The sequence below is a fragment of the Pseudomonas sp. 14P5.3.2 genome (assembly GCF_057799175.1).
In genome coordinates this window covers 139,703-160,903 of record NZ_JBYOKU010000009.1, presented here as the reverse complement: position 1 = coordinate 160,903, position 21,201 = coordinate 139,703, and the positions used below count along the sequence as shown (strand labels likewise).

The following is a 21,201-nucleotide window of genomic DNA, read 5'->3' as shown; positions in this document are numbered from 1 at the left end:
TCGAACGGGTCTGTTGCCGCCACTTTCGGGGCAGGCAAGCGCTTGCAGAATCTGGGATGCAGTGGCGGCGATCAGCCGGACGGGACAGGGCGCGGGAGCATGGTGTCGAACCTGTTGTTATTGGTTTTGTGGGACGAATGGTGCGGGGCGCGATGGGCGGGATTCAATCGGGGAAAGCGGGTTTTGGGCGATTATCGAACGCAAGATTGAGTCGGGTTTTTTTGGCGTCTATCAGGGCCTCTTCGCGAGCAAGCCCGCTCCCACAGGGGAATGCATTCCAAAAGTGGGAGCGGGCTTGCTCGCGAAGAGGCCGGTTCTGACGACAGAATCTTTCTGGCAGGCAACAAAAAGCCCGCCAAGTGGCGGGCTCCCTGTGTTCACCGGATGATCAGAACAGCTTCATCTTCGGTGCTTCTTCTTTCAGCGGTTCGTTCTGCGCGGTCTGCGCATTCCAGCCACCACCCAGCGCCTTGTACAGGTTGACCGCACTGGTCAGCTGCGCGAGGCGGTCGGTGATCAGTGCCTGTTGCGCGCTGAACAACAGACGCTGGGCGTCGCATGTGAATTTCCGTACCAACGTTGTGCCCCGGATGTAGCTGCTTTTGCAAATCTCTAAATTTTCCGAATTTATTGGGCGAGGCGATTGCAGAAAGTGGTAATAGGAGTTTTTGCTTTCTATAAAAATATTTCATGTTGATTGAAGTGGTATAAAAAAGTCAACTGTCAGTAGTGACAGTTGTGCGTGAGAGAGAAAGTGGCGTAATTTTTTTGCTCTTGTTATGGAAGGGAAGGGCGTGTTATGAAAGATTCAAATGGTGTTTATGTTGGTGAAGTTAAAAAATTTGGTGAAAATTTAAAGCTGGTAAAATCTACAAGTGGGCTAATTAAACTTCGTGTCAAGCGAGAGGGGCAGCAGAATGAAGAACTGCAGACGGGATGGTTCAACTTCTATATTGAGAGTTGGCGTACTGTAGTTGAGGCCTACTTTGGGGAGGATACGGGCGCCAGAGTACCAGCAGTCATGCTGCTGGCTAATCATAAGTTGCAAAAAAAGACCTACGAAATTAAGAATCCTTTCGACGACGAATGGGAAGTTTGCGCTATGTTTGGAACCGGTAGGCCGAACGGAGGAATTGGTGGGGATGCATTTGGTAAGGGCATACTGAGGGTTCACGGCATCGTTGATGATGACGTGAAGCAACGTATTGATGGAACTTTTTCGTTTAATTATGTAGATCGTGATGGGCGGGTAGTAAAAGTAGAAGCTGATGATTTTTGGGCTGAGTTTAAATATTGATATTTCTGGACGTTTGTTGATAGTTTCTTTCATGCAAAAAAAGCCCGCCTGGATAGCGGGCTTTTTTCTCAACCAAAGATCAGAACAGCTTCATCTTCGGTGCTTCTTCTTTCAGCGGTTCGTTCTGCGCGGTCTGCGCATTCCAGCCACCACCCAGCGCCTTGTACAGGTTGACCGCACTGGTCAGCTGCGCGAGGCGGTCGGTGATCAGCGCCTGTTGCGCGCTGAACAACTGACGCTGGGCGTCGAGGAAGGTCAGGTTGCTGTCGACACCGATGCGGTAACGACGCTCGGCCAGGCGATAGTAATCCTGGTTGGCCGCGACGAAGTCACGTTGCGCCTGCAACTGCTCGGTGTAGGTCTGGCGGGCGGCCAGGCCGTCGGCGACTTCCTGGAAGGCGGTCTGAATCGACTTCTCGTAGTTCGCCACGTCGATGTCTTTCTGGATCTTCGCCGCGTCGAGGCTGGCGCGCAGGCTGCCGGCGTTGAAGATCGGCAGATTGATCTGCGGCGAGAACAGCCAGGTACCCGAACCACCCTTGAACAGACCGGACAGGTCCGGGCTCAGCGTACCGGCGTTGGCCGTCAGGCTGATGCTCGGGAAGAACGCGGCACGGGCCGCGCCGATGTTGGCGTTGGCCGCTTTCAGGTTGTACTCGGCTTGCAGGATGTCCGGACGACGTTGCAGCAGGTCCGAAGGCAGGCCGGCCGGTACGTCGCTGAGCAGGTCATCCGACAGCGGTTTGGCTGCTTGCAGGTTGGCCGGGATACCGGTGCCGAGCAGCAGGGTCAGGCTGTTTTCGTCCTGAGCCACCTGACGCGTGTACTTGGCCAGTTGCGCCCGGGCGTTTTCCACCGAGGTACGCGACTGCGCCAGGTCCAGCGCCGAGGCGACACCGACTTCGTTGCTGCGGCTGGTCAGCTTGTAGCTTTCTTCGAAGGCACCGAGGGTGTCCTGCGTCAGCTTGAGCAGTTCCTTGTCGGCCTGCCAGGTCAGGTAGGCGTTGGCCACGCTGGCCACCAGGCTGATCTGGGTGCTGCGCCGCGCTTCTTCAGTGGCGAAGTATTGTTGCAGCGCTTGTTCGCTCAGGCTGCGAACTCGACCGAACAGGTCGAGTTCGTAGGCGCTGATGCCGACGGTGGCGGAGTAGGAGCTGGTGATGCCCGCTTCACCGGTCTGCGAAGCCCGTGCCGGAACGCGCTGGCGGCTGCCGGTGGCGTTCGCCGAAACCGCCGGGAACAGGTCGGCCCGCTGGATGCGGTACTGAGCGGCGTAGGCGTCGATGTTCAGCGCCGCGACGCGCAGGTCGCGGTTGTTTTCCAGCGAGACCTGGATCAGCTGTTGGAGGGCAGGATCATGGAAAAACTGCTTCCAGCCTTGCTCGGCAGCGGCTTGCGCCGGTGCCTGGGCCGGCGAGTACGCCGGGCCCTGCGGGAACTGGTTCGCAACCGGTGCTTCTGGTCGCTGATAATCAGGAATCAGCGAGCAACCGCTCAGCACGAAGGCTGCGACCGCGATGGAGAGTAGCGACTTGCTCATTGGCCAGCCTCTTTAGGAGTTTCTGTGGTGTCATCCTGGTCCGCATTTTTGCGCTGGCCCATGGACGACACGGTGACGAAGAACAGGGGGACCCAGAAAATTGCCAGGATCGTGGCCGTGAGCATACCGCCAATCACACCTGTACCGATTGCGTGTTGACTGCCCGAGCCGGCGCCGGTGGAGATCGCCAACGGTACTACACCGAGGACGAATGCCAGCGAGGTCATGATGATCGGTCGCAGACGCATGCGGCAGGCTTCGATCGCCGCATCGCGCAGACTGCGCCCTTGTTCATGCAGCTCCTTGGCGAATTCGACGATCAGAATGGCGTTTTTAGCTGCCAGACCGATGGTCGTCAACAGGCCCACCTGGAAGTACACGTCGTTGGACAGACCGCGCAGGCTGGTGGCCATCAGCGCACCGATGATCCCCAGCGGTACCACGAGCATGACCGCGATCGGAATCGACCAGCTTTCATACAGTGCCGCCAGACACAGGAACACCATCAGCAGCGACAGGGCGTAAAGCGCTGGCGCCTGCGAACCGGACAGACGTTCCTCGTAGGACAGACCCGTCCAGGAGATACCGACACCGGCCGGCAGCTTCTTGGCAATCGCTTCGACTTCGGCCATCGCTTCACCGGTGGAGTAACCCGGCGCCGGAGAACCGAGGATCTCCATCGCTTCCACACCGTTGTAACGCGCCAGTTTCGGCGAACCGTAGATCCACTCGCCCTTGGCGAACGCGGAGAACGGCACCATGGTCCCGGCGCTGTTGCGCACGTACCACTTCTTCAGGTCTTCAGGGCTCATGCGCGAACCGGCCTGGCCTTGCACGTACACCTTCTTCACACGACCGCGGTCGATGAAGTCGTTGACGTAGCTACTACCGAAGGAAATCGACAGGGTGCTGTTGATGTCGGTAATGCTCACGCCCAGGGCGCGGGCCTTCGCATCGTCGATTTCCAGGTGGTATTGCGGCTCGTCGTTCAGACCGTTCGGACGGACCTGGTAGAGCACCTTGCTCTGCGCGGCCATGCCGAGGAACTGGTTACGCGCTTCCATCAGTTTTTCGTGACCGATACCGGCGCGGTCCTGCAGGAACACGTCGAAACCGGTGGCGTTACCCAGCTCCAGTACCGCAGGCGGGGCAAAGGCAAACACCATCGCGTCGCGGAAGCTGAAGAAGTGCTGCTGGGCGCGCTGGGCCAGGGCAAACACGCTGTTGCTCGCATCACGCTCGTGCCACGGCTTGAGCATGATGAATGCCAGACCCGAGCTCTGACCACGACCGGCGAAGTTGAAGCCGTTCACGGTGAACACCGAGGACACCGCACCGGACTCTTTTTCCAGCAGGTAGGAGCGCATTTCGTCGATCACGACTTGCGTACGTTCGGCACTGGAACCGGCCGGGGTCTGCACCTGGGCGAACAGTACGCCCTGGTCTTCTTCCGGGAGGAACGCGGTCGGAATGCGGGTGAACAGCCAGATCATGCCGACCACGATCAGGACGTAGGCCAGCAGGTACGGCGCTTTGCGCGACAGCATGTTGCCGACACCGCGCTCGTAGCTTTTCACGCCACGGTCGAAGCTGCGGTTGAACCAGCCGAAGAAGCCTTTTTTCGGTGTGCCATGCTCGCCTTTCGGAATTGCCTTGAGCATGGTGGCGCACAGCGCCGGGGTGAAGATCAGCGCCACCATCACCGACAGGGCCATGGCCGAAACGATGGTGATCGAGAACTGCTTGTAGATCACACCGGTGGAGCCGCTGAAGAACGCCATCGGCAGCAGTACCGCCGACAGAACCAGGGCGATACCGACCAGAGCGCCCTGGATCTGGCCCATGGACTTCTTGGTCGCTTCCTTCGGTGACAAGCCTTCTTCGCTCATCACCCGCTCGACGTTTTCCACCACGACGATGGCGTCGTCCACCAGCAAGCCGATGGCCAGCACCATACCGAACATGGTCAGGGTGTTGATGCTGAAACCGAACGCCGCGAGGATGCCGAACGTACCGAGCAATACCACCGGCACGGTCATCGTGGTGATGACGGTCGCGCGGAAGTTCTGCAGGAACAGGAACATCACCAGGAACACCAGCACGATCGCTTCGACCAGGGTTTCAACCACACCCTTGATCGACTCGGTCACCACCGGAGTGGTGTCGTACGGGAACACCACTTCCATGCCTTGCGGGAAGAACGGGCTGAGCTCGTCGATCGTTTTACGCAGGGCTTTGGCGGTGTCGAGGGCGTTGGCGCCGTTGGCCAGCTTTACCGCCAGACCGGAAGAAGGCTTGCCGTTGAACTGGGCCGAGATGGTCGAGTTTTCACCGCCCAGGCCGACGTCGGCAACATCACCGATGTGTACTTGCGAGCCGTCCTGGTTGACCTTCAGCAGAATCGCCTTGAACTGCTCGGCAGTCTGCAGACGGGTTTTGCCGATGATCGTGGCGTTCAGTTGCTGGCCAGGCAGCGCCGGCAAACCACCGAGCTGACCGGACGACACCTGGACGTTCTGCGCCGAAATCGCGGTGCTGACATCGGCCGGGGTCAGGTTGTACTTGTTCAGCTTGGCCGGGTCGAGCCAGATGCGCATCGCGTACTGGGCACCGAAGACCTGGAAGTCACCGACACCGGCAGTCCGCGAGATCGGGTCCTGCATGTTCGACACGATGTAGTTGGACAGGTCGTCCTTGGACATGCTGCCGTCACGCGACACCACGCCGATCACCAGCAGGAAGTTCTTCACTGCCTTGGTCACGCGGATACCCTGTTGCTGCACTTCCTGCGGCAGCAGCGGGGTGGCCAGGTTCAGCTTGTTCTGAACCTGAACCTGCGCGGTGTCGGAGTTGGTGCCTTGCTCGAAGGTCGCGGTGATAGTCATGCTGCCGTCGGAGTTACTTTCCGAGGACACATAACGCAGGTTGTCGATACCGTTGAGCTGCTGCTCGATCACCTGGACCACGGTGTCCTGCACGGTTTGTGCCGAAGCACCCGGGTAGGTCACGGAGATCGCAATGGCCGGAGGCGCAATGCTCGGGTACTGGTTGATCGGCAATTTCAGGATCGATAGTGCCCCGACCAACATGATCACCAGGGCAATTACCCAGGCGAAAATCGGACGGTCGATAAAAAATTTCGACATGAGTTACTCCCCTTTGCCGCCAGCGGCTTTGTCAGCTGCCTGAGCGGGGGCCGGGTTCTTGGCTACGTTGGTCGCTTCAGTCGGGTTGACCTGAACACCTGGTCGAACATATTGCAGGCCTTCGGTGATCAGACGATCGCCGGCTTTCAGGCCGTCCTCGATCAGCCACTGGCTACCGACGGTGCGACTGGCCTTGAGCTGACGCAGTTCAACCTTGTTGTCCGGGCCGACAACCAGTGCGGTCGGGGTGCCTTTGAGGTCGCGGGTCACGCCTTGTTGCGGCGCCAGAATGGCGGCTGCGTTGACCCCGGCCTGCAACTGGGCGCGTACGAACATGCCTGGCAGCAGGGTGTGATCCGGGTTCGGGAACACGGCGCGCAAGGTCACGGAGCCGGTAGTCGGATCAACCGACACTTCGGAGAATTCCAGCTTACCGTCGAGCTTGTACTGGCTGCCGTCTTCGAGGGTCAGTTTGACCGCTGCCGAGTTGTCGCCGACCTTTTGCAGGCGACCGCTTTCCAGCTCGCGGCGCAGTTCCAGCAGTTCAACCGAGGACTGGGTAACGTCGACGTAGATCGGGTCCAGTTGCTGGATCGTCGCCATCGCGTCAGCCTGGCCGTTGTTGACCAGTGCACCTTCAGTCACCGAAGAGCGGCCGATACGTCCGGAGAGCGGTGCGTAGACCTTGGTGTAACGCAGGTTGATCTGCGCGCTTTGCAGCGAGGCTTCCGACTCCATGCGGTTGGACACGGCAGTGTCGTATTCCTGGCGGCTTACAGCCTGCTCGTCAACCAGTTGCTTGTAGCGGTCGGAGATCGACTTGGTCGAACGCAGGTTGGCTTCGGCGCTTTTCAGGGTGGCTTCATAGACGGCCGGGTCGATCTGATACAGCTGCTGACCGGCCTTGACGTCGCTGCCTTCCTTGAACAGGCGCTTGAGAATGATGCCGTTGACCTGTGGTCGAACTTCAGCGATGCGGTACGCACTGGTGCGGCCCGGCAGTTCGGACGTGAGTGTAAAGGCTTGTGGTTGCAGGGTGACGACGCCGACCTGAGGAGGCGGAGCGGCTGGGGCCGCTTCTTCCTTTTTACATCCGCTGAGCAGCGATGCCAGGGCGACGGCAGTGACCAGAGCGGTAACAGCTGGCTTGAATTGCATGAAGATCCTCGGGTCAGGCGCGCACAGTGCGCACAAGAAGTGTGGAAGGGTAAAAAAATCGGGTCGAGTGGATAAGTAGCTTGCTAAGGAATATACTTACGTTCATGGTTGTTTGTAAATAGCTTGGCGTCGTACCCACCCTGTTACAAAATGCGTCGCAAGGTTTGAAATTGTAGGCCGGGGAGCTGATTCGTGAGAGATCGGCCCCCTCTTTATTCAGCGGATATTCAGCCATCCCTGAAACATCCTGTTTGAGGTTTTACTGCCATGGTCCGTCGTACCAAAGAGGAAGCTCAGGAAACGCGCAGCCAGATTCTCGAAGCGGCCGAGAAAGCGTTTTATGAAAGAGGCGTGGCCCGCACGACCCTGGCGGATATCGCAACGCTGGCTGGCGTCACGCGCGGTGCCATCTACTGGCATTTCAGCAACAAGGCGGATCTGGTGCAGGCGATGCTCGACAGCCTGCATGAACCGCTGGATGAATTGGCGAAGGCCAGCGAGAGCGAGGACGAACTCGACCCACTGGGGTGCATGCGCAAGCTGTTGATCCATCTGTTCCATCAGGTAGCCCTGGATCCGAAGACCCGTCGCATCAACGAGATTCTTTTTCATAAGTGCGAATTCACCGATGAAATGTGCGATCTGCGCCAGCAGCGCCGCACGGCCAGTCTCGATTGCAACCTGCGCATCGGCCTGACCTTGCGTAATGCGGTAAATCGCGGCCAGTTGCCGGAAGATCTCGACACTGCCCGAGCGGCCATCAGCATTCATGCGTATATCGATGGCCTCCTGTATGGATGGCTATTGGCGCCGGACAGCTTTCAATTGCATGCCGAAGCCGAGCGCTGGGTCGATACAGGGCTGGACATGCTGCGCCTGAGCCCCAGCCTGCGCAAATGAAACAAAATGCGTAATTGGCACAGGTTATGTCAATCGGCCTGCTTTTATATAGACCCGAACCGCGAGTTTAAACGTAGCGAGCTACGGATTTTGTAGGGATTTTGTGTCTTCGCTGTGAACGAATGTTAGCTGTCGCCAATAATGACAGCATCACCTTGTGGGAGCGGGCTTGCTCGCGAAGGCGTCTGAACATTCAATACATCTGCCGACGGTTATACCGCTTTCGCGAGCAAGCCCGCTCCCACAATGGAGCTTCAGCGATTGCGGGGCAAAACCCAAGAAAAAGCCCCCGACTTTCACAAGTCGGGGGCTTTTGTATTTCTGTCGCGTCCTGAATAAGGTTTACAGCGTCGGGTAGTCGATGTAACCGACCGGGCCCTTGCCGTAGAACAGCTCAGGGCGCGGATCGTTCAGCGGTGCATCGGCCTTCAGACGTGCCGGCAGGTCCGGGTTGGCAATGAACGGTACGCCGAACGCCACCGCGTCAGCCTTGCCTTCTGCCAGCCAGGCATTGGCACTGTCCTTGGTGAAGCGTTCGTTGGCGATGTACGCGCCGCCGAAGGCTTCTTTCAGTTGTGGGCCGAGGCTGTCGGCGCCTTCTTTCTCGCGGGAGCAGATGAAGGCGATGCCACGCTTGCCCAGCTCGCGAGCGACGTAAGTGAAGGTCTCGGCCAGATTGTCGTCGCCCATGTCGTGGGAGTCGGCGCGTGGCGCCAGGTGCACGCCGACACGGCCGGCGCCCCAGACGTCGATCGCCGCGTCAGTCACTTCCAGCAGCAGACGTGCACGGTTTTCCAGGGAGCCGCCGTAGTTGTCGGTGCGCTGGTTGGTGCTGCTTTGCAGGAACTGGTCGAGCAGGTAGCCGTTGGCGCCGTGGATTTCCACGCCGTCGAAACCGGCGGCTTTAGCGTTCTCGGCACCGGTGCGGTAGGCCTCGACGATCTCGGCGATTTCAGCGGTTTCCAGGGCACGTGGAGTCGGGTAGTCGGCCAGTGGGCGAACCAGGCTGACGTGACCCTTAGGCTGGATGGCGCTCGGCGCGACCGGTGTTTCGCCATTGAGGTACGACGGGTGCGAGATGCGGCCGACGTGCCACAGTTGCAGAACGATCTTGCCGCCGGCAGCGTGCACGGCTTTGGTCACGTTGGTCCAGCCGCGCACCTGATCGTTGGACCAGATACCCGGGGTGTCCGGGTAGCCAACGCCCATCGGCGTCACCGAGGTGGCTTCGGAGAGGATCAGGCCGGCAGAGGCGCGTTGCACGTAGTACTCGGCCATCAGTGCGTTCGGCACGCGGCCTTCATCGGCGCGGCAGCGGGTCAGCGGGGCCATGATGATGCGGTTGGACAGCTCGAGGTCGCCCAGTTTGATCGGATCGAAAATAGTTGCCATGTGTACAACCCTCGTCAGTTAAGTGGTTAATCAGTGGGTAGCAGGGGCCAGGCCGGCATCGCCGTTCTGACGGAAAGTGATCAGGGTCACCAGCAGCGCGAGCACGGCCAGCGCGGCGGCGGCCAGGGGCACGCTGGTCAGGCCGAAACCGTGGGCGATGACGCTGCCGCCGACCCAGGCGCCCAGGGCGTTGCCGATGTTGAAAGCGCCGATGTTCAGGGTCGACACCAGGTTTGGTGCGGCCTTGCCGAAGGTCACCACGTTGACTTGCAGCGCCGGGACGGCGGCAAACGAAGCGGTGGCCCAGAGGAACAGGGTGATTTCCGTCGGGATCAGCGCCACGCTGGTCCAGCTCAGCACGGTGGAGACCACCGCCATCGCCACGAATACGCCGATCAGGGTCGCGCCGAGGCGTTTGTCCGCCAGCTTGCCGCCGATGATGTTGCCCACCGTCAGACCGAGGCCGATCAGCAGCAGGGTCCAGGTCACGCCTTTGGGCGAGACGCCGGTGACATCGCCGAGGAGCGGCGCGACGTAGGTGAAGAGGGTGAACATCGATGCGGCGAACAGCGCGGTCATGCTCAGCGACAGCCAGATGCCGGCGCCTTTCAGGGCGGCGAGTTCGGCGCGCATGTCGAGTTTTTCTTCGTCACGCTTGGCCGGCAGGAAGCGGATCAGACCGATCAGTGCCACAACACCAATCACGGTCACCGCCCAGAACGTCGAACGCCAGCCGGCCTCCTGACCCAGTGCCGTGCCCAGCGGTACACCGAGGACGTTGGCCAGGGTCAGGCCGGTGAACATCAGCGCCACGGCGGAGGCGCGTTTGTTCGGCGCTACCAGTCCGGCAGCTACCACAGAACCGATACCGAAGAACGCACCGTGGCACAGCGCGGTGACGACACGGGCGAACATCAGCACGTTGTAGTCACTGGCGATGGCGCACAGCAGGTTACCGACGATGAAAATGCCCATCAGTGCTACCAGTGCGGCCTTGCGCGGCAGTCTGGCGGTGGCCAGTGCCATGAACGGCGCACCGATGGCCACGCCCAGGGCGTAACCGGTCACCAGCCAGCCGGCGCCCGGGATCGACACACCGAGGTCGGCTGCCACATCGGGCAGCAGGCCCATGATGACGAACTCGGTGGTGCCGATGGCGAAGGCGCTCAAGGCCAGAATGAGTAGCGAGAGGGGCATTTGAATCAATTCCTTGTGGGAGCGCTGAGCTCTTTGACGATGGCGTCGAGGAACGCCTGGATCACGTCCTCGTTGCGTTTGAAGAAGTGCCACTGGCCGGCTTTCTGGCTGCTGATCAGACCTGCGCGTTGCAGGGTCGCCAGGTGGGCAGAGACGGTCGACTGCGACAGGCCGCAGCGTTGATCGATCTGCCCGGCGCAGATGCCGTACTCGTGGTTGTGAATCTGCTCAGGAAACTGGGCTTTGGGGTCTTTCAGCCAGATGAGAATGTCTCGCCGTACTGGGTGTGCCAGGGCTTTTATTATTTCGTCGAGGTCGAGGTTCATGGCTTTATGCTCGTGATGTGTAGCGTTATATCGCGATGAGGCGAACTTTAAATCGGTATTTCGCGATATACCAATATGAATTTGATCTGATGACCGCATAAATCGGTATATCGGGTTATAACGATACGTATGCTGTAACGATGAAAGCGCGCAGTGCTAAGCTGCGCCCATGAACTATCTCGCACATTTACACCTCGGAGGCCAGCGCCCCGAGCAATTACTTGGCAGCCTGTATGGCGATTTCGTCAAAGGACGGCTGCAGGGGCAGTTTGCTCCGCAGATCGAAGCGGCGATTCAGCTGCACCGGCGAATCGATGTGTTCACCGATCGCCACCCTTTGGTGGACATCGCCCTCGGGCGTTTCTCCGAGACCCGGCGGCGTTATGCCGGGATTGTCCTTGATGTGTTTTTCGACCATTGCCTGGCGCGGGACTGGACGCAGTACGCCGATCAGCCACTGGAGCAGTTCACCGCCGACGTTTATCGAGTGCTGTCGAGCGAGCCGCAATTGCCGGAACGCCTGGCGAAAATCGCCCCGCACATGGTCGCCAATGACTGGCTGGGTTCGTATCAGCAATTCGAAGTGCTGGACCAGGTGCTGCGCGGGATCTCACGGCGTCTGACTCGGCCTGAGGAACTGGCGGGGGCGATGCAGGAATTGCGGCGGTTGTACGAGCCGCTGAGTGAGGATTTCCGTTTGTTCTATCCGCAGCTTCAAGAATTTGCACAAACGTCGGCAACGCAGTAACCCCCTGTGGGAGCGGGCTTGCTCGCGAATGCGGTAGGTCATTCAACATGTGCATTGGCTGAACCACCGCTTTCGCGAGCAAGCCCGCTCCCACAGGGGGGATCTGTGTTTCAGGCGGCGATCAATTCGCCGGCGCGACGCGGTTCGGCAGGTTTGGCCACCTCACCAAACAACGCCTTCTGCACCGCCTGCTGTGCTTCGAACGCCAGTGCTGCACGCTCGCGACCGACGCAGGCAATCGGCTTGAGCACATGAATCTCGACATCGCCGCAGTCGTTACTGAACAGACGCATCAAGTGCGAGAGCAAATCATCGTCGCCAATGAACGGTGCCAGCGTGTCGATTTCGCCATCGCGCAGATAACGGATCGCCACCGGTTGCAGCATCACCTCCGAATCAATCGCCGCCGACAGCAGGCGACCATGAAAGGTGCGCAGCGAACGGCCATCGGTGGTGGTGCCTTCCGGGAACATCAGCAGCGGATGTTGCGTTTGCAGGTGACGGGTCATCTGTTTGCGGATCAACTGGCTGTCGCCCGAGCCGCGACGGATGAACAGACTGCCGGCCTTCGCCGCCAGCCAACCGGCCACCGGCCAGGTGCGCACTTCGGCCTTGGACAGAAACGACAGCGGCGTGAGCATGCCCAGCAGCGGAATGTCAGTCCATGACACATGATTGCTGACCCACAGCATCGGCTGCTTCGGCAAGTCGCCGTGCACGGTTACGCGAAAGGGCAGGGCATTGCTCAGACGCGCCATGAAAAACCGCGACCAGCGCTGCCGACGTTGCATCGAGTGCGCCAGGCCCAGACGTTCGAACATCCCGAAGACGCTGGCCATGGTCAAGCCCAGCGCCACCACCAGCAGCACCCGCGCGATCCTCGCGTACACGCGCAACCGGCTCATCACACGGCCGCCTTGAAGTGTTTGGCGTAGCGCGGGCAGAGTTCGTCGCGCTTGAGCAGGATGAACACGTCGGCGACCTGGAAGTCTTCGTCCCAGCACGGCTCGCCGCAGATCTTCGCACCCAGGCGCATGTAGGCCTTGAGCAGCGGCGGCATTTCGGCGATCACGTTCGACGGGATATCCAGCGACGGCAGCGGATTCTTCGGTTCGGCGCGCAAGTGTTCGGTGCACAGATAACGTTCGCGCAGACGCTGCATGATCGCGTGGGCCTGCACGCCGCCGTCCTGCATCGGAATACTCGCGCAACCCATCAGGTAGCTGTAGCCGCCCTGATTCAACACTTCGGCCAGTTCACCCCAGAGCACGGCGATGGTGCCGCCGTTGCGGTAGGCCGGGTCGACGCAGGTGCGGCCGATTTCGAGGATCGGCCCTTGCAGATGGGCGAGGCCATGCAGGCTGAATTCTTCTTCGCTGTAAAAACGGCCCAGACTGCTGGCAGCGGTGTGATCGAGCAGACGGGTAGTCGCCACCAGACGCCCGGTGTTCAGGTCACGCACGCCGATGTGGCTGCAGTGAACATCATAGTCATCCATGTCCAGACCCAGCTCCGCGCCTTTCAGCTTGGCGTTGAACTCGCCGCTGAACACGTTGAAGCGCAGGGCCTGGGCTTGCTGCAAGGCCTCGGCGCCGATCAGGCGTTCGGCTTGCAGGCGGCGTTCATTGCCGGTGTCGCTGATGCGGGCGATCTGAGTCATTGGAATCTCCGTACGGGCCTTGAACCCGTCGTGGGTTGCAGCCGATCGACTTTCTTTATGCAGCCATGTTGTGCAAAGTCAGGCTATGTAGCCCCGGTGTCATCGCCATGAACGTTTGGTGATGCTTGTATGACAGCCCACAAGGAGCCTCTTATGCCCTGGCCAACCCTGCTCGAAAGTCGTGAACGCCTGCCCGCCGTCGCTGATCTGGCGGAAGGTTTCGCCACGTTGTTGCATCAACTGGGCAGCGTCACGCCGTTCGAACTGGCGGTGGCCGGAGGGCGGCGGATGGCGACGCCGGGGCTGGCGTTTCTGGTGGGGTATCAGGCGGCATTGCGCATGCTCTGGCCGAGCGCCCCGCCGAGTCTTGGCGCGTTGTGTGCGACCGAACAGCGCAGCTTGCGCCCGGCGGACATGCAGACGCGCCTGACGGATTTGCGCCTCAACGGACAAAAGGATTTCGTCACCGCCGGGGATGCGGCGGATTGGCTATTGATCGCCGCGCGCAGTGACGAACCCGGCGAAACGCCGCGCCTGAGTCTGGCGGTGGTCTATCCCGGCGAACCCGGCGTGCGCGTGGAAAAACTCCCGGCGCTGCCGCTGATGCCGGACATCAGTCACGGTCGTCTGCATCTGGACGGCGCCTTGTGCGAGCTGCTCGCGGGGGATGGCTGGGATGCTTATGTGAAGCCGTTCCGCACTCTGGAGGATGTTTACGTGTTGAGCGCGATGACCGCGTGGCTGTATGGCGTCGGTCAGGACAGCGGCTGGTCGCAGCCGCTGCTGTTGCGCTTGCTGGCGCTGCTGGGCGGGTGTGCGGAAGCGAGTCGCCAGCCGCCGAACAACCCGGCCGGGCATGTGCTGTTGGGTGGGTTGTTTGCGCAGTTCGATGCGTTCAAACCCGAGATCGATCGGGCGTTGGCTGAGGGTAATCCGGAGTGGGCGTTGATGTGGCAGCGTGATCAGTCGGTGATGCAGTTGGCGGCGGGCGCGCGGGCCAAGCGCTTGGCCAAGGCTTTGGCGGTGGGCTGACGGGCCCCTTCGCGAGCAAGCCCGCTCCCACAGTTGAAATGCATTCTCTTGTAGGAGTGAGCCTGCTCGCGATGGCGGTCTCGAAACCACCACACCCCTGTCATAAACCCCGACTACCCTCAGCAGGTTCTCCCCCAAGAGCCCACACCATGTGCAAAGGCCTGTCCCTGTTTCTGCTGCTGATCAGCTTCACGGTTCAGGCCGAGCAATGGCCCGATGAACAATGGCCGACTGGCGCAAAAATCAGCGGCGCCGCGGTCGAGGCATTGGAAACTTACGCCTTCCCGCCTCGCGACGACACCACCCGCCAAGGCATCCGCACCGACGCCTTGCTGATCATCCGCGACGGCCAGTTGATCTACGAACGCTATGCCGGCCCGACCCGTGCCGAGACCCCGCACCTGACCTGGTCGATCAGCAAAAGCCTGATGGCCACGGTGCTTGGCGTGGCGTATGGCGAAGGCCTGTTCAAACTGGATGATCCGGTCTCGAGGTTTTATCCGGCGCTGGAAAAACACCCGGCGATCACCGTGGCGGATCTGCTGCACTGGGCTTCCGGGCTGGACTGGCAGGAAGACTACGAGTACGCGCCGCTGAAATCCTCGGTGGTAGCGATGCTCTACACCCGTGGGCACCGCGACATGCCAGGGTTCACTGCCAATCACGACGCTTATGCGCCGCCGGGGCAGACGTTCCGTTACTCCAGTGGCGACAGCAATCTGTTGGCCGCTGCGTTGAAAGCCATGGTTGGCCCCCAGCGTTATCCCGACTATCCGTGGACGGCGCTGTTCGAGCCGCTGGGCATCCGCCATGCCGTGTGGGAAACCGATGCCGGCGGCACGTTTGTCGCGTCCTCTTATGCCTATCTCACGGCGCGGGATCTGGCGCGGGTCGGTCTGCTGATGGCTCGCGACGGACGTTGGCACGACCGGCAATTGCTGCCCAAGGATTGGGTCGCTTTCAACCGCACTGCCTTTGCCGGCTACAAGGCGCATCAGGACGAAGCGGTGCCCGGTGGTCAGTGGTGGCTCAATCGCCCGGCGGATGGCGCCGCCGCGCCGTGGCCCGACGCGCCGCCCGACACCTTCGCCGCCCTCGGCCACTGGGGCCAGGCGCTGTATGTGATCCCCAGCGAGAAACTGGTGATCGTGCGTTACGCCGATGACCGCGACGGCAGCTATCGCCACAACGAACTGCTCAAACGCGTGCTCAAGTCGGTGCAGCCATGAAGCTGTTGAAACGGGCGCTGCTGCTGGTGCTGATCGTGCTCCTCTGCTGGATCTGGCTCGAGCGGGACAACCTGTGGGCCTTCCCCGATATCATCAGCGCGTACACCGCCAAGGAATATTGTTCGTGTCGTTATGTGATGAACAACGACGCCGAATATTGCCGCGGCTATGTAAAACAGTGGCTGCCGACCAGCCGCTTTACCGATGACAGCGCGAGCAAAACCATCACCGTCAGCGGCATGGGCCGCAGCAATAGTGCGCAGTGGTTGAGTGAACGGCAGGGCTGCCGCCTCAATCCTTGAAATCCTTGATCCTTCAGTCAATGAACAACCCTGTGGGAGCGGGCTTGCTCGCGAATACGGTGTGCCATTCAGCATTTGTGTTGACTGATTCACCGCCTTCGCGAGCAAGCCCGCTCCCACAGGAGGTTTCACCAATCGATGGATTTGCGGCGATCAGTTTGCAATAACGGCGTGGGCGGTTAAGGTTCGTGCAGGTTTATCGCCCCCACGAGTATTCAATGTTCAACCGCTCCCTCTATAAAGCCTTCGCCAGTCTGCTGCTGGCCGCCGCCGCGCTGCCGGCGCAGGCCAATTGGTATCTGGATGGCGAGTCGTCGCGGCTATCGTTTGTCAGCACGAAAAACGCCCACATTTCCGAAGTGCAGCGCTTTCTGGTGTTGCACGGCAAGGTCGATCCCAGCGGTCGGGCCGAGGTTGAAGTCGAACTGGAGTCGATCAACAGCGGCATCCCGCTGCGCGACGAGCGCATGCGCAAGGAGCTGTTCCAGATCGAGCAATTCCCCGAAGCGACCATCAGCACCCGGATCGACCTGCGCCCGATCAACGATCTGGCCCCCGGCGCGCAACTGGAATTACGCTTGCCGCTGACCGTCAACCTGCACGGCAAACAACATGAATACCCGGCAGAGTTGCTGGCCACCCGTCTCGATGACCGACGTTTTCAAGTGGTGACGCTGGAGCCGCTGGTGATCAACGCCGAGGATTTCGACCTGGTGCCGGGTTTGGAAACTCTGCGCAACCTGGCCGGTCTTTCGGCCATCAGTCTGTCGGTGCCGGTGGGTGCGGTGCTGATTTTCACGGCGCGCTGACATGCGCGGCGCGGTGTTCCCATGGCGCGACGGCAACCGCTTCGAGCTGTTGATCGACGGCCCGCAATTCTTCCCGCGCATGCTGGTGGAGATTGCCCGCGCCGAGGAACAGGTCGAGCTGGAGTTGTATCTGGTCGAGGCGGGCGCCTGTGCCGAAGCCGTGGTGCAGGCGCTGGTGCAGGCCGCCGAGCGCGGTGTGCGGGTGCGCTGCCTGTTCGATGACTACGGCAGTCTCGCGTTTACCCTGCACCTGCGTCAGCGCCTGATTCAGGCCGGGGTCGAGTTGCGGTTCTACAATCGCCTGAGCTGGCGGCGCTGGGTCGGCAACTTCTATCGCGATCACCGCAAACTGCTGCTGGTCGACCAGCGTCTGGCATTCGTCGGCGGCACCGGTGCGACCGATGAATTCTGGACGCCGGAGCAGGACAGCAGCGAATGGCATGAAGTGATGGTGGAAATCAGCGGCCCGCTGGTGCTCGACTGGCAGATATTGTTCGACCGCCAATGGATCGCCAACCGCCATCGCCGGGCCTGGAAACCGTCGGCGCATGTCGGCCTGCCACGCCTGCCCAAGGTGCCGGACATGGGCGAGGGCATGGGCCGTGTGGCCTACGCCGATGCGCGCCAGCATCGTGACATTCTGCAGTCGCTGTTTCGTGCTCTGAACAGTGGGCAGAAACGCATCTGGATGGCCACCCCGTATTTCCTGCCGACCTGGAACATCCGCCGTTCGCTGCGCAAGGCTGCTGCTCGCGGTGTCGACGTCCGGTTACTGCTGACCGGGCCGCGCACCGATCACCCGTCGGTGCGTTACGCCGGCCATCGCTATTACCCGCGTCTGCTCAAGGCCGGGGTGCAGATCTTCGAATACCAGCCGTGCTTCCTGCATCTGAAAATGGTGTTGGTGGATGAGTGGGTGAGCATCGGTTCATGCAACTTCGATCACTGGAACCTGCGCTTCAATCTGGAGGCGAATCTGGAGGCGCTGGACCCGTCGTTGACGGCAGCGGTGGTGCAGAGTTTCGAGAAGGATTTCGGTCTGAGCCAGCAGGTCAGTCTGGAGGAGTGGCAGCGCCGGCCGTTGTGGCGGCGGGTGAAGCAGAGGATCTGGGGCTGGGTGGATCGGGTGGTGGTCAACATTCTCGATCGGCGTGGATAACGCCAATTTCGAAAATTACGGAAATCTAATGTGGGAGGGGGCTTGCTCCCGAAGGCGGAGCGTCATTCAGCATATAGGTAGCTGATACACCGCCTTCGGGAGCAAGCCCCCTCCCACAGGGTTTATGTGTTGCCTGAAAAATTACAGCAACTCAAAGCTCTGCTGCGTCACATCCTGCGAATCCAGGCCGATTTGCACGTTGAACTTGCCAGGCTCGGCTGCGTACTTGAGCTGGGCGTTGTAGAACTTCAGGTCATCCTCGGTGATGGTGAAGTGCACGACTTTCTGTTCGCCGGCCTTGATCATGATTTTCTGGAAGTTCTTCAGTTCTTTCACCGGGCGGATGATCGAGCCGGTGACGTCCTGAATGTACAGCTGCACCACGGTTTCGCCGTCGCGTTGGCCGGTGTTTTTCAAGGTGACACTGGCGTCGAGCTTGCCGGTCTTGTTCAGGGTGGTCGAGGACAGCGCCATGTCGCTCAGGGCGAATTGGGTGTAGCTCAAGCCATAACCAAACGGGAACAGCGGCCCGGTGGTGTCATCGAAATACTGCGAGGTGTAGTTGCCCGGTTTGCCCGGTGTGAACGGCCGGCCAATGCTCAGGTGGTTGTAGTAGGTCGGGATCTGGCCCACCGAAAGCGGGAAGGTCACCGGCAGTTTGCCCGACGGGTTGTAGTCGCCGAACAGCACATCAGCGATGGCGTTGCCGCCCTCGGTGCCGCTGAACCAGGTTTCCAGAATCGCATCAGCCGACTGGTTCTCTTCGAGAATGGTCAGCGGACGGCCGTTCATCAGCACCAGTACCAACGGTTTGCCGGTAGCTTTCAATGCGCGGATCAGCTCGCGCTGATTTTCCGGGATGTTCAGGTCGGTGCGGCTCGAGGATTCGTGGGACATGCCACGGGACTCGCCAACGGCGGCGACGATCACGTCAGCGTCCTTGGCTGCCTTCACCGCTTCGTCGATCAACACGTTGGCCGGGCGTGGGTCATCGACCACTTCCGGGGCGTCGAAGTTGAGGAAGTTCAGGTAATCCAGCACCTTCTTGTCGCTGGTGATGTTGGCGCCACGGGCGTAGATCAGGTTGGCCTTGTCGCCAATCACCGAGCTCATGCCGTCGAACAGCGTGACCGATTGCGCCGGTTTACCCGCAGCAGCCCAGCTGCCCATCATGTCGATCGGCGCCTTGGCCAGCGGGCCGACCAGTGCGACTTTCGCGGTTTTCTTCAGCGGCAGGGTGTCGTTCTGGTTCTTCAGCAGCACCAGGCTGCGACGCGCGACGTCACGCGCGTCGGCGCGGTGCAGACGACTGTCGGCGTAAGTGTCGGCCGGATCATCCTCGGCTTTGCCGATACGCAGGTACGGATCCTTGAACAGGCCCATGTCGTACTTGGCGGCGAGCACTTCGCGCACCGCGTTGTCGATGTCTTTCTGTTCGATCTCGCCGGACTTGAGCAGCCCCGGCAGCTCTTTGCCGTACAGGGTGTCGTTCATGCTCATGTCGATGCCGGCCTTGATCGCCAGTTTCGCCGCTTCACGGCCGTCGGCGGCTACACCGTGCTTGATCAGCTCGAAGATCGCCCCGTGGTCGCTGACGGCCAGGCCCTTGAAGCCCCAGTCCTTGCGCAGCAGATCGTTCATCAGCCAGGTATTGGCGGTGGCCGGGATGCCGTTGATCGAGTTCAACGCCACCATCACCCCGCCGGCACCGGCGTCGATCGCCGCGCGGTACGGTGGCAGATAGTCCTGGTACATCTTCACCGGGCTCATGTCGACGACGTTGTAGTCGCGACCGCCCTCGACCGCGCCATACAGGGCGAAGTGCTTGACGCTGGCCATGATGCTGTCAGCCGCGCTCGGCGTGTCGCCCTGGTAGGCCTTGACCATCACTTTGGCGACGCGCGAGGTCAGGTAGGTGTCTTCACCGAAGCCTTCGGAGCTGCGGCCCCAGCGCGGATCGCGGGAGATGTCGACCATCGGCGCGAAGGTGATGTCGAGGCTGTCAGATGCAGCCTCTTTGGCGGCAACGCGCCCGGACCGACCGATGGCGTCCATGTCCCAGCTCGATGCCAGGGCCAGCGGAATCGGGAAAATCGTACGGTGACCGTGGATCACGTCGTACGCAAAAAACATCGGAATCTTCAGGCGACTGCGCATCGCCGCGTCCTGCATCGGACGGTTTTCCGGGCGGGTGATCGAGTTGAACGTACCGCCGATATTGCCGGCGGCGATCTCTTTGCGGATCAGTTCGCGGGGCATTTCCGGGCCGATGCTGATCAGGCGCAACTGGCCGATCTTTTCATCGAGGGTCATTTGTTTCATCAGATTGCTGATGAACGCGTCCTTGTTTTCCAGGGGTACCGGGGTCGTGGCGGCCAATACTTGATGACTGGCCAGGCTGACGAACAGGCCCAGCAAACACAGCTTCTTCATGAATATTTTTCTCAAGGGCCCAAGCGGCAATGCAATGCCGGCCAGCCAAAAGTTAGGGAGCGACTATTGTTGTTCGGGTGCAGGCTCAAAATGACCGAGCCAAAAACGCCCACCGACTTTCGGCAGCGTTTGCGCAGGGCCTCTTTTTAGCCCATCGGCCCGTTGCAATCCAGTGGCGCCGCCGATTATGCCCGAACCGCCGACGCAGAAGGTTTCACGGTCGGTTTTTTATGAAATACGCCAGGGAGCATCACTTTGATGAATGTCAGTCCAACCTACCGCTCGCGTTTGCAGGTCGCCACGCTGCTGCTGATGGCTACGTTGTTGACCGCGTGCGGCATCAACAACATTCCGACCCTCGACGAACAGGCGAAAGCGGCCTGGGGCCAGGTACAGAACCAGTACCAGCGTCGTGCCGACCTGATTCCCAATCTGGTGGAAACCGTCAGAGGCTATGCCAAGCATGAAGAAGCAACCCTGACTGCAGTGGTCGAGGCGCGGGCCAAGGCAACTTCGATCCAGGTCGATGCCAGCACCCTCGACAACCCGGAAAAGCTCAAGCAGTTCCAGCAGGCCCAGGATCAGTTGAGTGGTGCGCTCAGCCGATTGATGGTGGTCTCCGAGCGCTACCCGGACCTGAAGGCCAACCAGAACTTCCTTGCCCTGCAATCGCAGCTCGAAGGCACGGAAAACCGGATTGCCGTGGCGCGGCGCGATTTCATTCTGGCGGTGCAGAAGTACAACACCGAGATCCGCACATTTCCCGGTCGCCTTTGGCACAGCGTGATGTACAGCGATCTGCCGATTCGCGAAACCTTCGAAGCCACCACCCCCGGTGCGGAGAAGGCCCCGGAAGTGAAGTTCTGATTCGAG

Annotated in this window: 18 protein-coding genes and 1 pseudogene; 9 read left to right on the top strand and 10 right to left on the bottom strand. The window is 60.5% G+C overall.

The window, feature by feature from the left end:
- Positions 1 to 388: 388 nt before the first annotated feature.
- Positions 389 to 559, bottom strand: a pseudogene (locus tag AC27VU_RS10080) (multidrug transporter); the annotation flags it as partial.
- Between the two features lie 240 nt (positions 560 to 799).
- Here AC27VU_RS10080 and AC27VU_RS10075 point away from each other — a divergent pair.
- Positions 800 to 1,297, top strand: coding sequence for a hypothetical protein (locus AC27VU_RS10075; RefSeq protein WP_488723959.1), 498 nt, complete (start codon positions 800 to 802; stop codon positions 1,295 to 1,297).
- A 79-nt stretch (positions 1,298 to 1,376) separates the two neighbouring features.
- Here the strand turns inward: AC27VU_RS10075 and emhC are convergent, their stop codons facing one another.
- Genes emhC through emhA form a run of 3 tightly spaced genes read right to left on the bottom strand, consistent with a single transcriptional unit; the run spans position 1,377 to position 7,141 of the window.
- Complete coding sequence (gene emhC, locus AC27VU_RS10070; protein ID WP_003222424.1) at positions 1,377 to 2,837, bottom strand: efflux RND transporter outer membrane subunit EmhC; 1,461 nt, start codon at positions 2,835 to 2,837, stop codon at positions 1,377 to 1,379.
- Positions 2,834 to 5,983: an efflux RND transporter permease subunit EmhB gene (gene emhB, locus AC27VU_RS10065; RefSeq protein WP_003222425.1), complete on the bottom strand. Its 3,150-nt coding sequence runs from the start codon at positions 5,981 to 5,983 to the stop codon at positions 2,834 to 2,836. Before emhB ends, emhC begins: the two co-directional genes overlap by 4 nt.
- Positions 5,984 to 5,986: 3 nt before the next feature.
- Positions 5,987 to 7,141, bottom strand: a complete 1,155-nt coding sequence (emhA, locus tag AC27VU_RS10060) for an efflux RND transporter periplasmic adaptor subunit EmhA (RefSeq protein WP_262141274.1) — start codon at positions 7,139 to 7,141, stop codon at positions 5,987 to 5,989.
- A gap of 267 nt (positions 7,142 to 7,408) precedes the next feature.
- On the opposite strand from emhA, the gene emhR reads away from it, so the two are divergent.
- Positions 7,409 to 8,041 (top strand): efflux system transcriptional repressor EmhR, encoded by a 633-nt coding sequence (gene emhR, locus AC27VU_RS10055; RefSeq protein WP_045122322.1) that lies wholly within the window; start codon positions 7,409 to 7,411, stop codon positions 8,039 to 8,041.
- A gap of 342 nt (positions 8,042 to 8,383) precedes the next feature.
- Here emhR and AC27VU_RS10050 read toward each other — a convergent pair whose 3' ends face one another.
- From AC27VU_RS10050 to AC27VU_RS10040, 3 genes are read right to left on the bottom strand one after another with little or no spacing between them, the layout of a single operon-like run.
- Positions 8,384 to 9,433, bottom strand: coding sequence for an alkene reductase (locus AC27VU_RS10050; RefSeq protein ID WP_041070489.1), 1,050 nt, complete (start codon positions 9,431 to 9,433; stop codon positions 8,384 to 8,386).
- A 30-nt stretch (positions 9,434 to 9,463) separates the two neighbouring features.
- Complete coding sequence (locus AC27VU_RS10045; protein WP_003222434.1) at positions 9,464 to 10,630, bottom strand: MFS transporter; 1,167 nt, start codon at positions 10,628 to 10,630, stop codon at positions 9,464 to 9,466.
- 5 nt (positions 10,631 to 10,635) lie between these two features.
- Positions 10,636 to 10,956, bottom strand: a complete 321-nt coding sequence (locus AC27VU_RS10040; RefSeq protein ID WP_003222436.1) for an ArsR/SmtB family transcription factor — start codon at positions 10,954 to 10,956, stop codon at positions 10,636 to 10,638.
- A gap of 169 nt (positions 10,957 to 11,125) precedes the next feature.
- Between AC27VU_RS10040 and AC27VU_RS10035 the strand changes: the two genes are divergently transcribed.
- Complete coding sequence (locus tag AC27VU_RS10035; protein ID WP_488723958.1) at positions 11,126 to 11,704, top strand: acyl carrier protein phosphodiesterase; 579 nt, start codon at positions 11,126 to 11,128, stop codon at positions 11,702 to 11,704.
- A 110-nt stretch (positions 11,705 to 11,814) separates the two neighbouring features.
- Here the strand turns inward: AC27VU_RS10035 and AC27VU_RS10030 are convergent, their stop codons facing one another.
- Complete coding sequence (locus AC27VU_RS10030) at positions 11,815 to 12,609, bottom strand: lysophospholipid acyltransferase family protein (RefSeq protein ID WP_262141272.1); 795 nt, start codon at positions 12,607 to 12,609, stop codon at positions 11,815 to 11,817.
- Positions 12,609 to 13,364 (bottom strand): L-ornithine N(alpha)-acyltransferase, encoded by a 756-nt coding sequence (olsB, locus tag AC27VU_RS10025; protein ID WP_003222441.1) that lies wholly within the window; start codon positions 13,362 to 13,364, stop codon positions 12,609 to 12,611. The genes AC27VU_RS10030 and olsB overlap by 1 nt, the downstream gene beginning before the upstream one ends.
- Positions 13,365 to 13,517: 153 nt before the next feature.
- Between olsB and AC27VU_RS10020 the strand changes: the two genes are divergently transcribed.
- The 5 genes from AC27VU_RS10020 (at position 13,518) to AC27VU_RS10000 (ending at position 17,895) form a co-directional block, all read left to right on the top strand.
- On the top strand, positions 13,518 to 14,396 hold the full coding sequence (locus AC27VU_RS10020; RefSeq protein ID WP_262141271.1) for an acyl-CoA dehydrogenase middle domain-containing protein: 879 nt from the start codon (positions 13,518 to 13,520) through the stop codon (positions 14,394 to 14,396).
- 149 nt (positions 14,397 to 14,545) lie between these two features.
- Positions 14,546 to 15,625 (top strand): serine hydrolase domain-containing protein, encoded by a 1,080-nt coding sequence (locus AC27VU_RS10015; protein WP_488723957.1) that lies wholly within the window; start codon positions 14,546 to 14,548, stop codon positions 15,623 to 15,625.
- Positions 15,622 to 15,927, top strand: coding sequence for a hypothetical protein (locus tag AC27VU_RS10010; RefSeq protein WP_003222448.1), 306 nt, complete (start codon positions 15,622 to 15,624; stop codon positions 15,925 to 15,927). Before AC27VU_RS10015 ends, AC27VU_RS10010 begins: the two co-directional genes overlap by 4 nt.
- Positions 15,928 to 16,145: 218 nt before the next feature.
- On the top strand, positions 16,146 to 16,736 hold the full coding sequence (locus tag AC27VU_RS10005) for a YceI family protein (RefSeq protein ID WP_103485669.1): 591 nt from the start codon (positions 16,146 to 16,148) through the stop codon (positions 16,734 to 16,736).
- Between the two features lies 1 nt (position 16,737).
- Entirely contained in the window at positions 16,738 to 17,895 is a 1,158-nt protein-coding gene (locus AC27VU_RS10000) for a phospholipase D-like domain-containing protein (RefSeq protein ID WP_003222452.1), read from the top strand.
- Positions 17,896 to 18,036: 141 nt separating this feature from the next.
- Here AC27VU_RS10000 and bglX read toward each other — a convergent pair whose 3' ends face one another.
- The gene (bglX, locus tag AC27VU_RS09995; protein WP_488723956.1) at positions 18,037 to 20,328 is read right to left on the bottom strand and encodes a beta-glucosidase BglX; all 2,292 of its coding nucleotides are present in this window, start codon (positions 20,326 to 20,328) and stop codon (positions 18,037 to 18,039) included.
- A 258-nt stretch (positions 20,329 to 20,586) separates the two neighbouring features.
- Here bglX and AC27VU_RS09990 point away from each other — a divergent pair, with 258 nt between their 5' ends.
- On the top strand, positions 20,587 to 21,195 hold the full coding sequence (locus AC27VU_RS09990; protein ID WP_003222455.1) for a LemA family protein: 609 nt from the start codon (positions 20,587 to 20,589) through the stop codon (positions 21,193 to 21,195).
- The last annotated feature ends 6 nt before the right edge of the window (positions 21,196 to 21,201 follow it).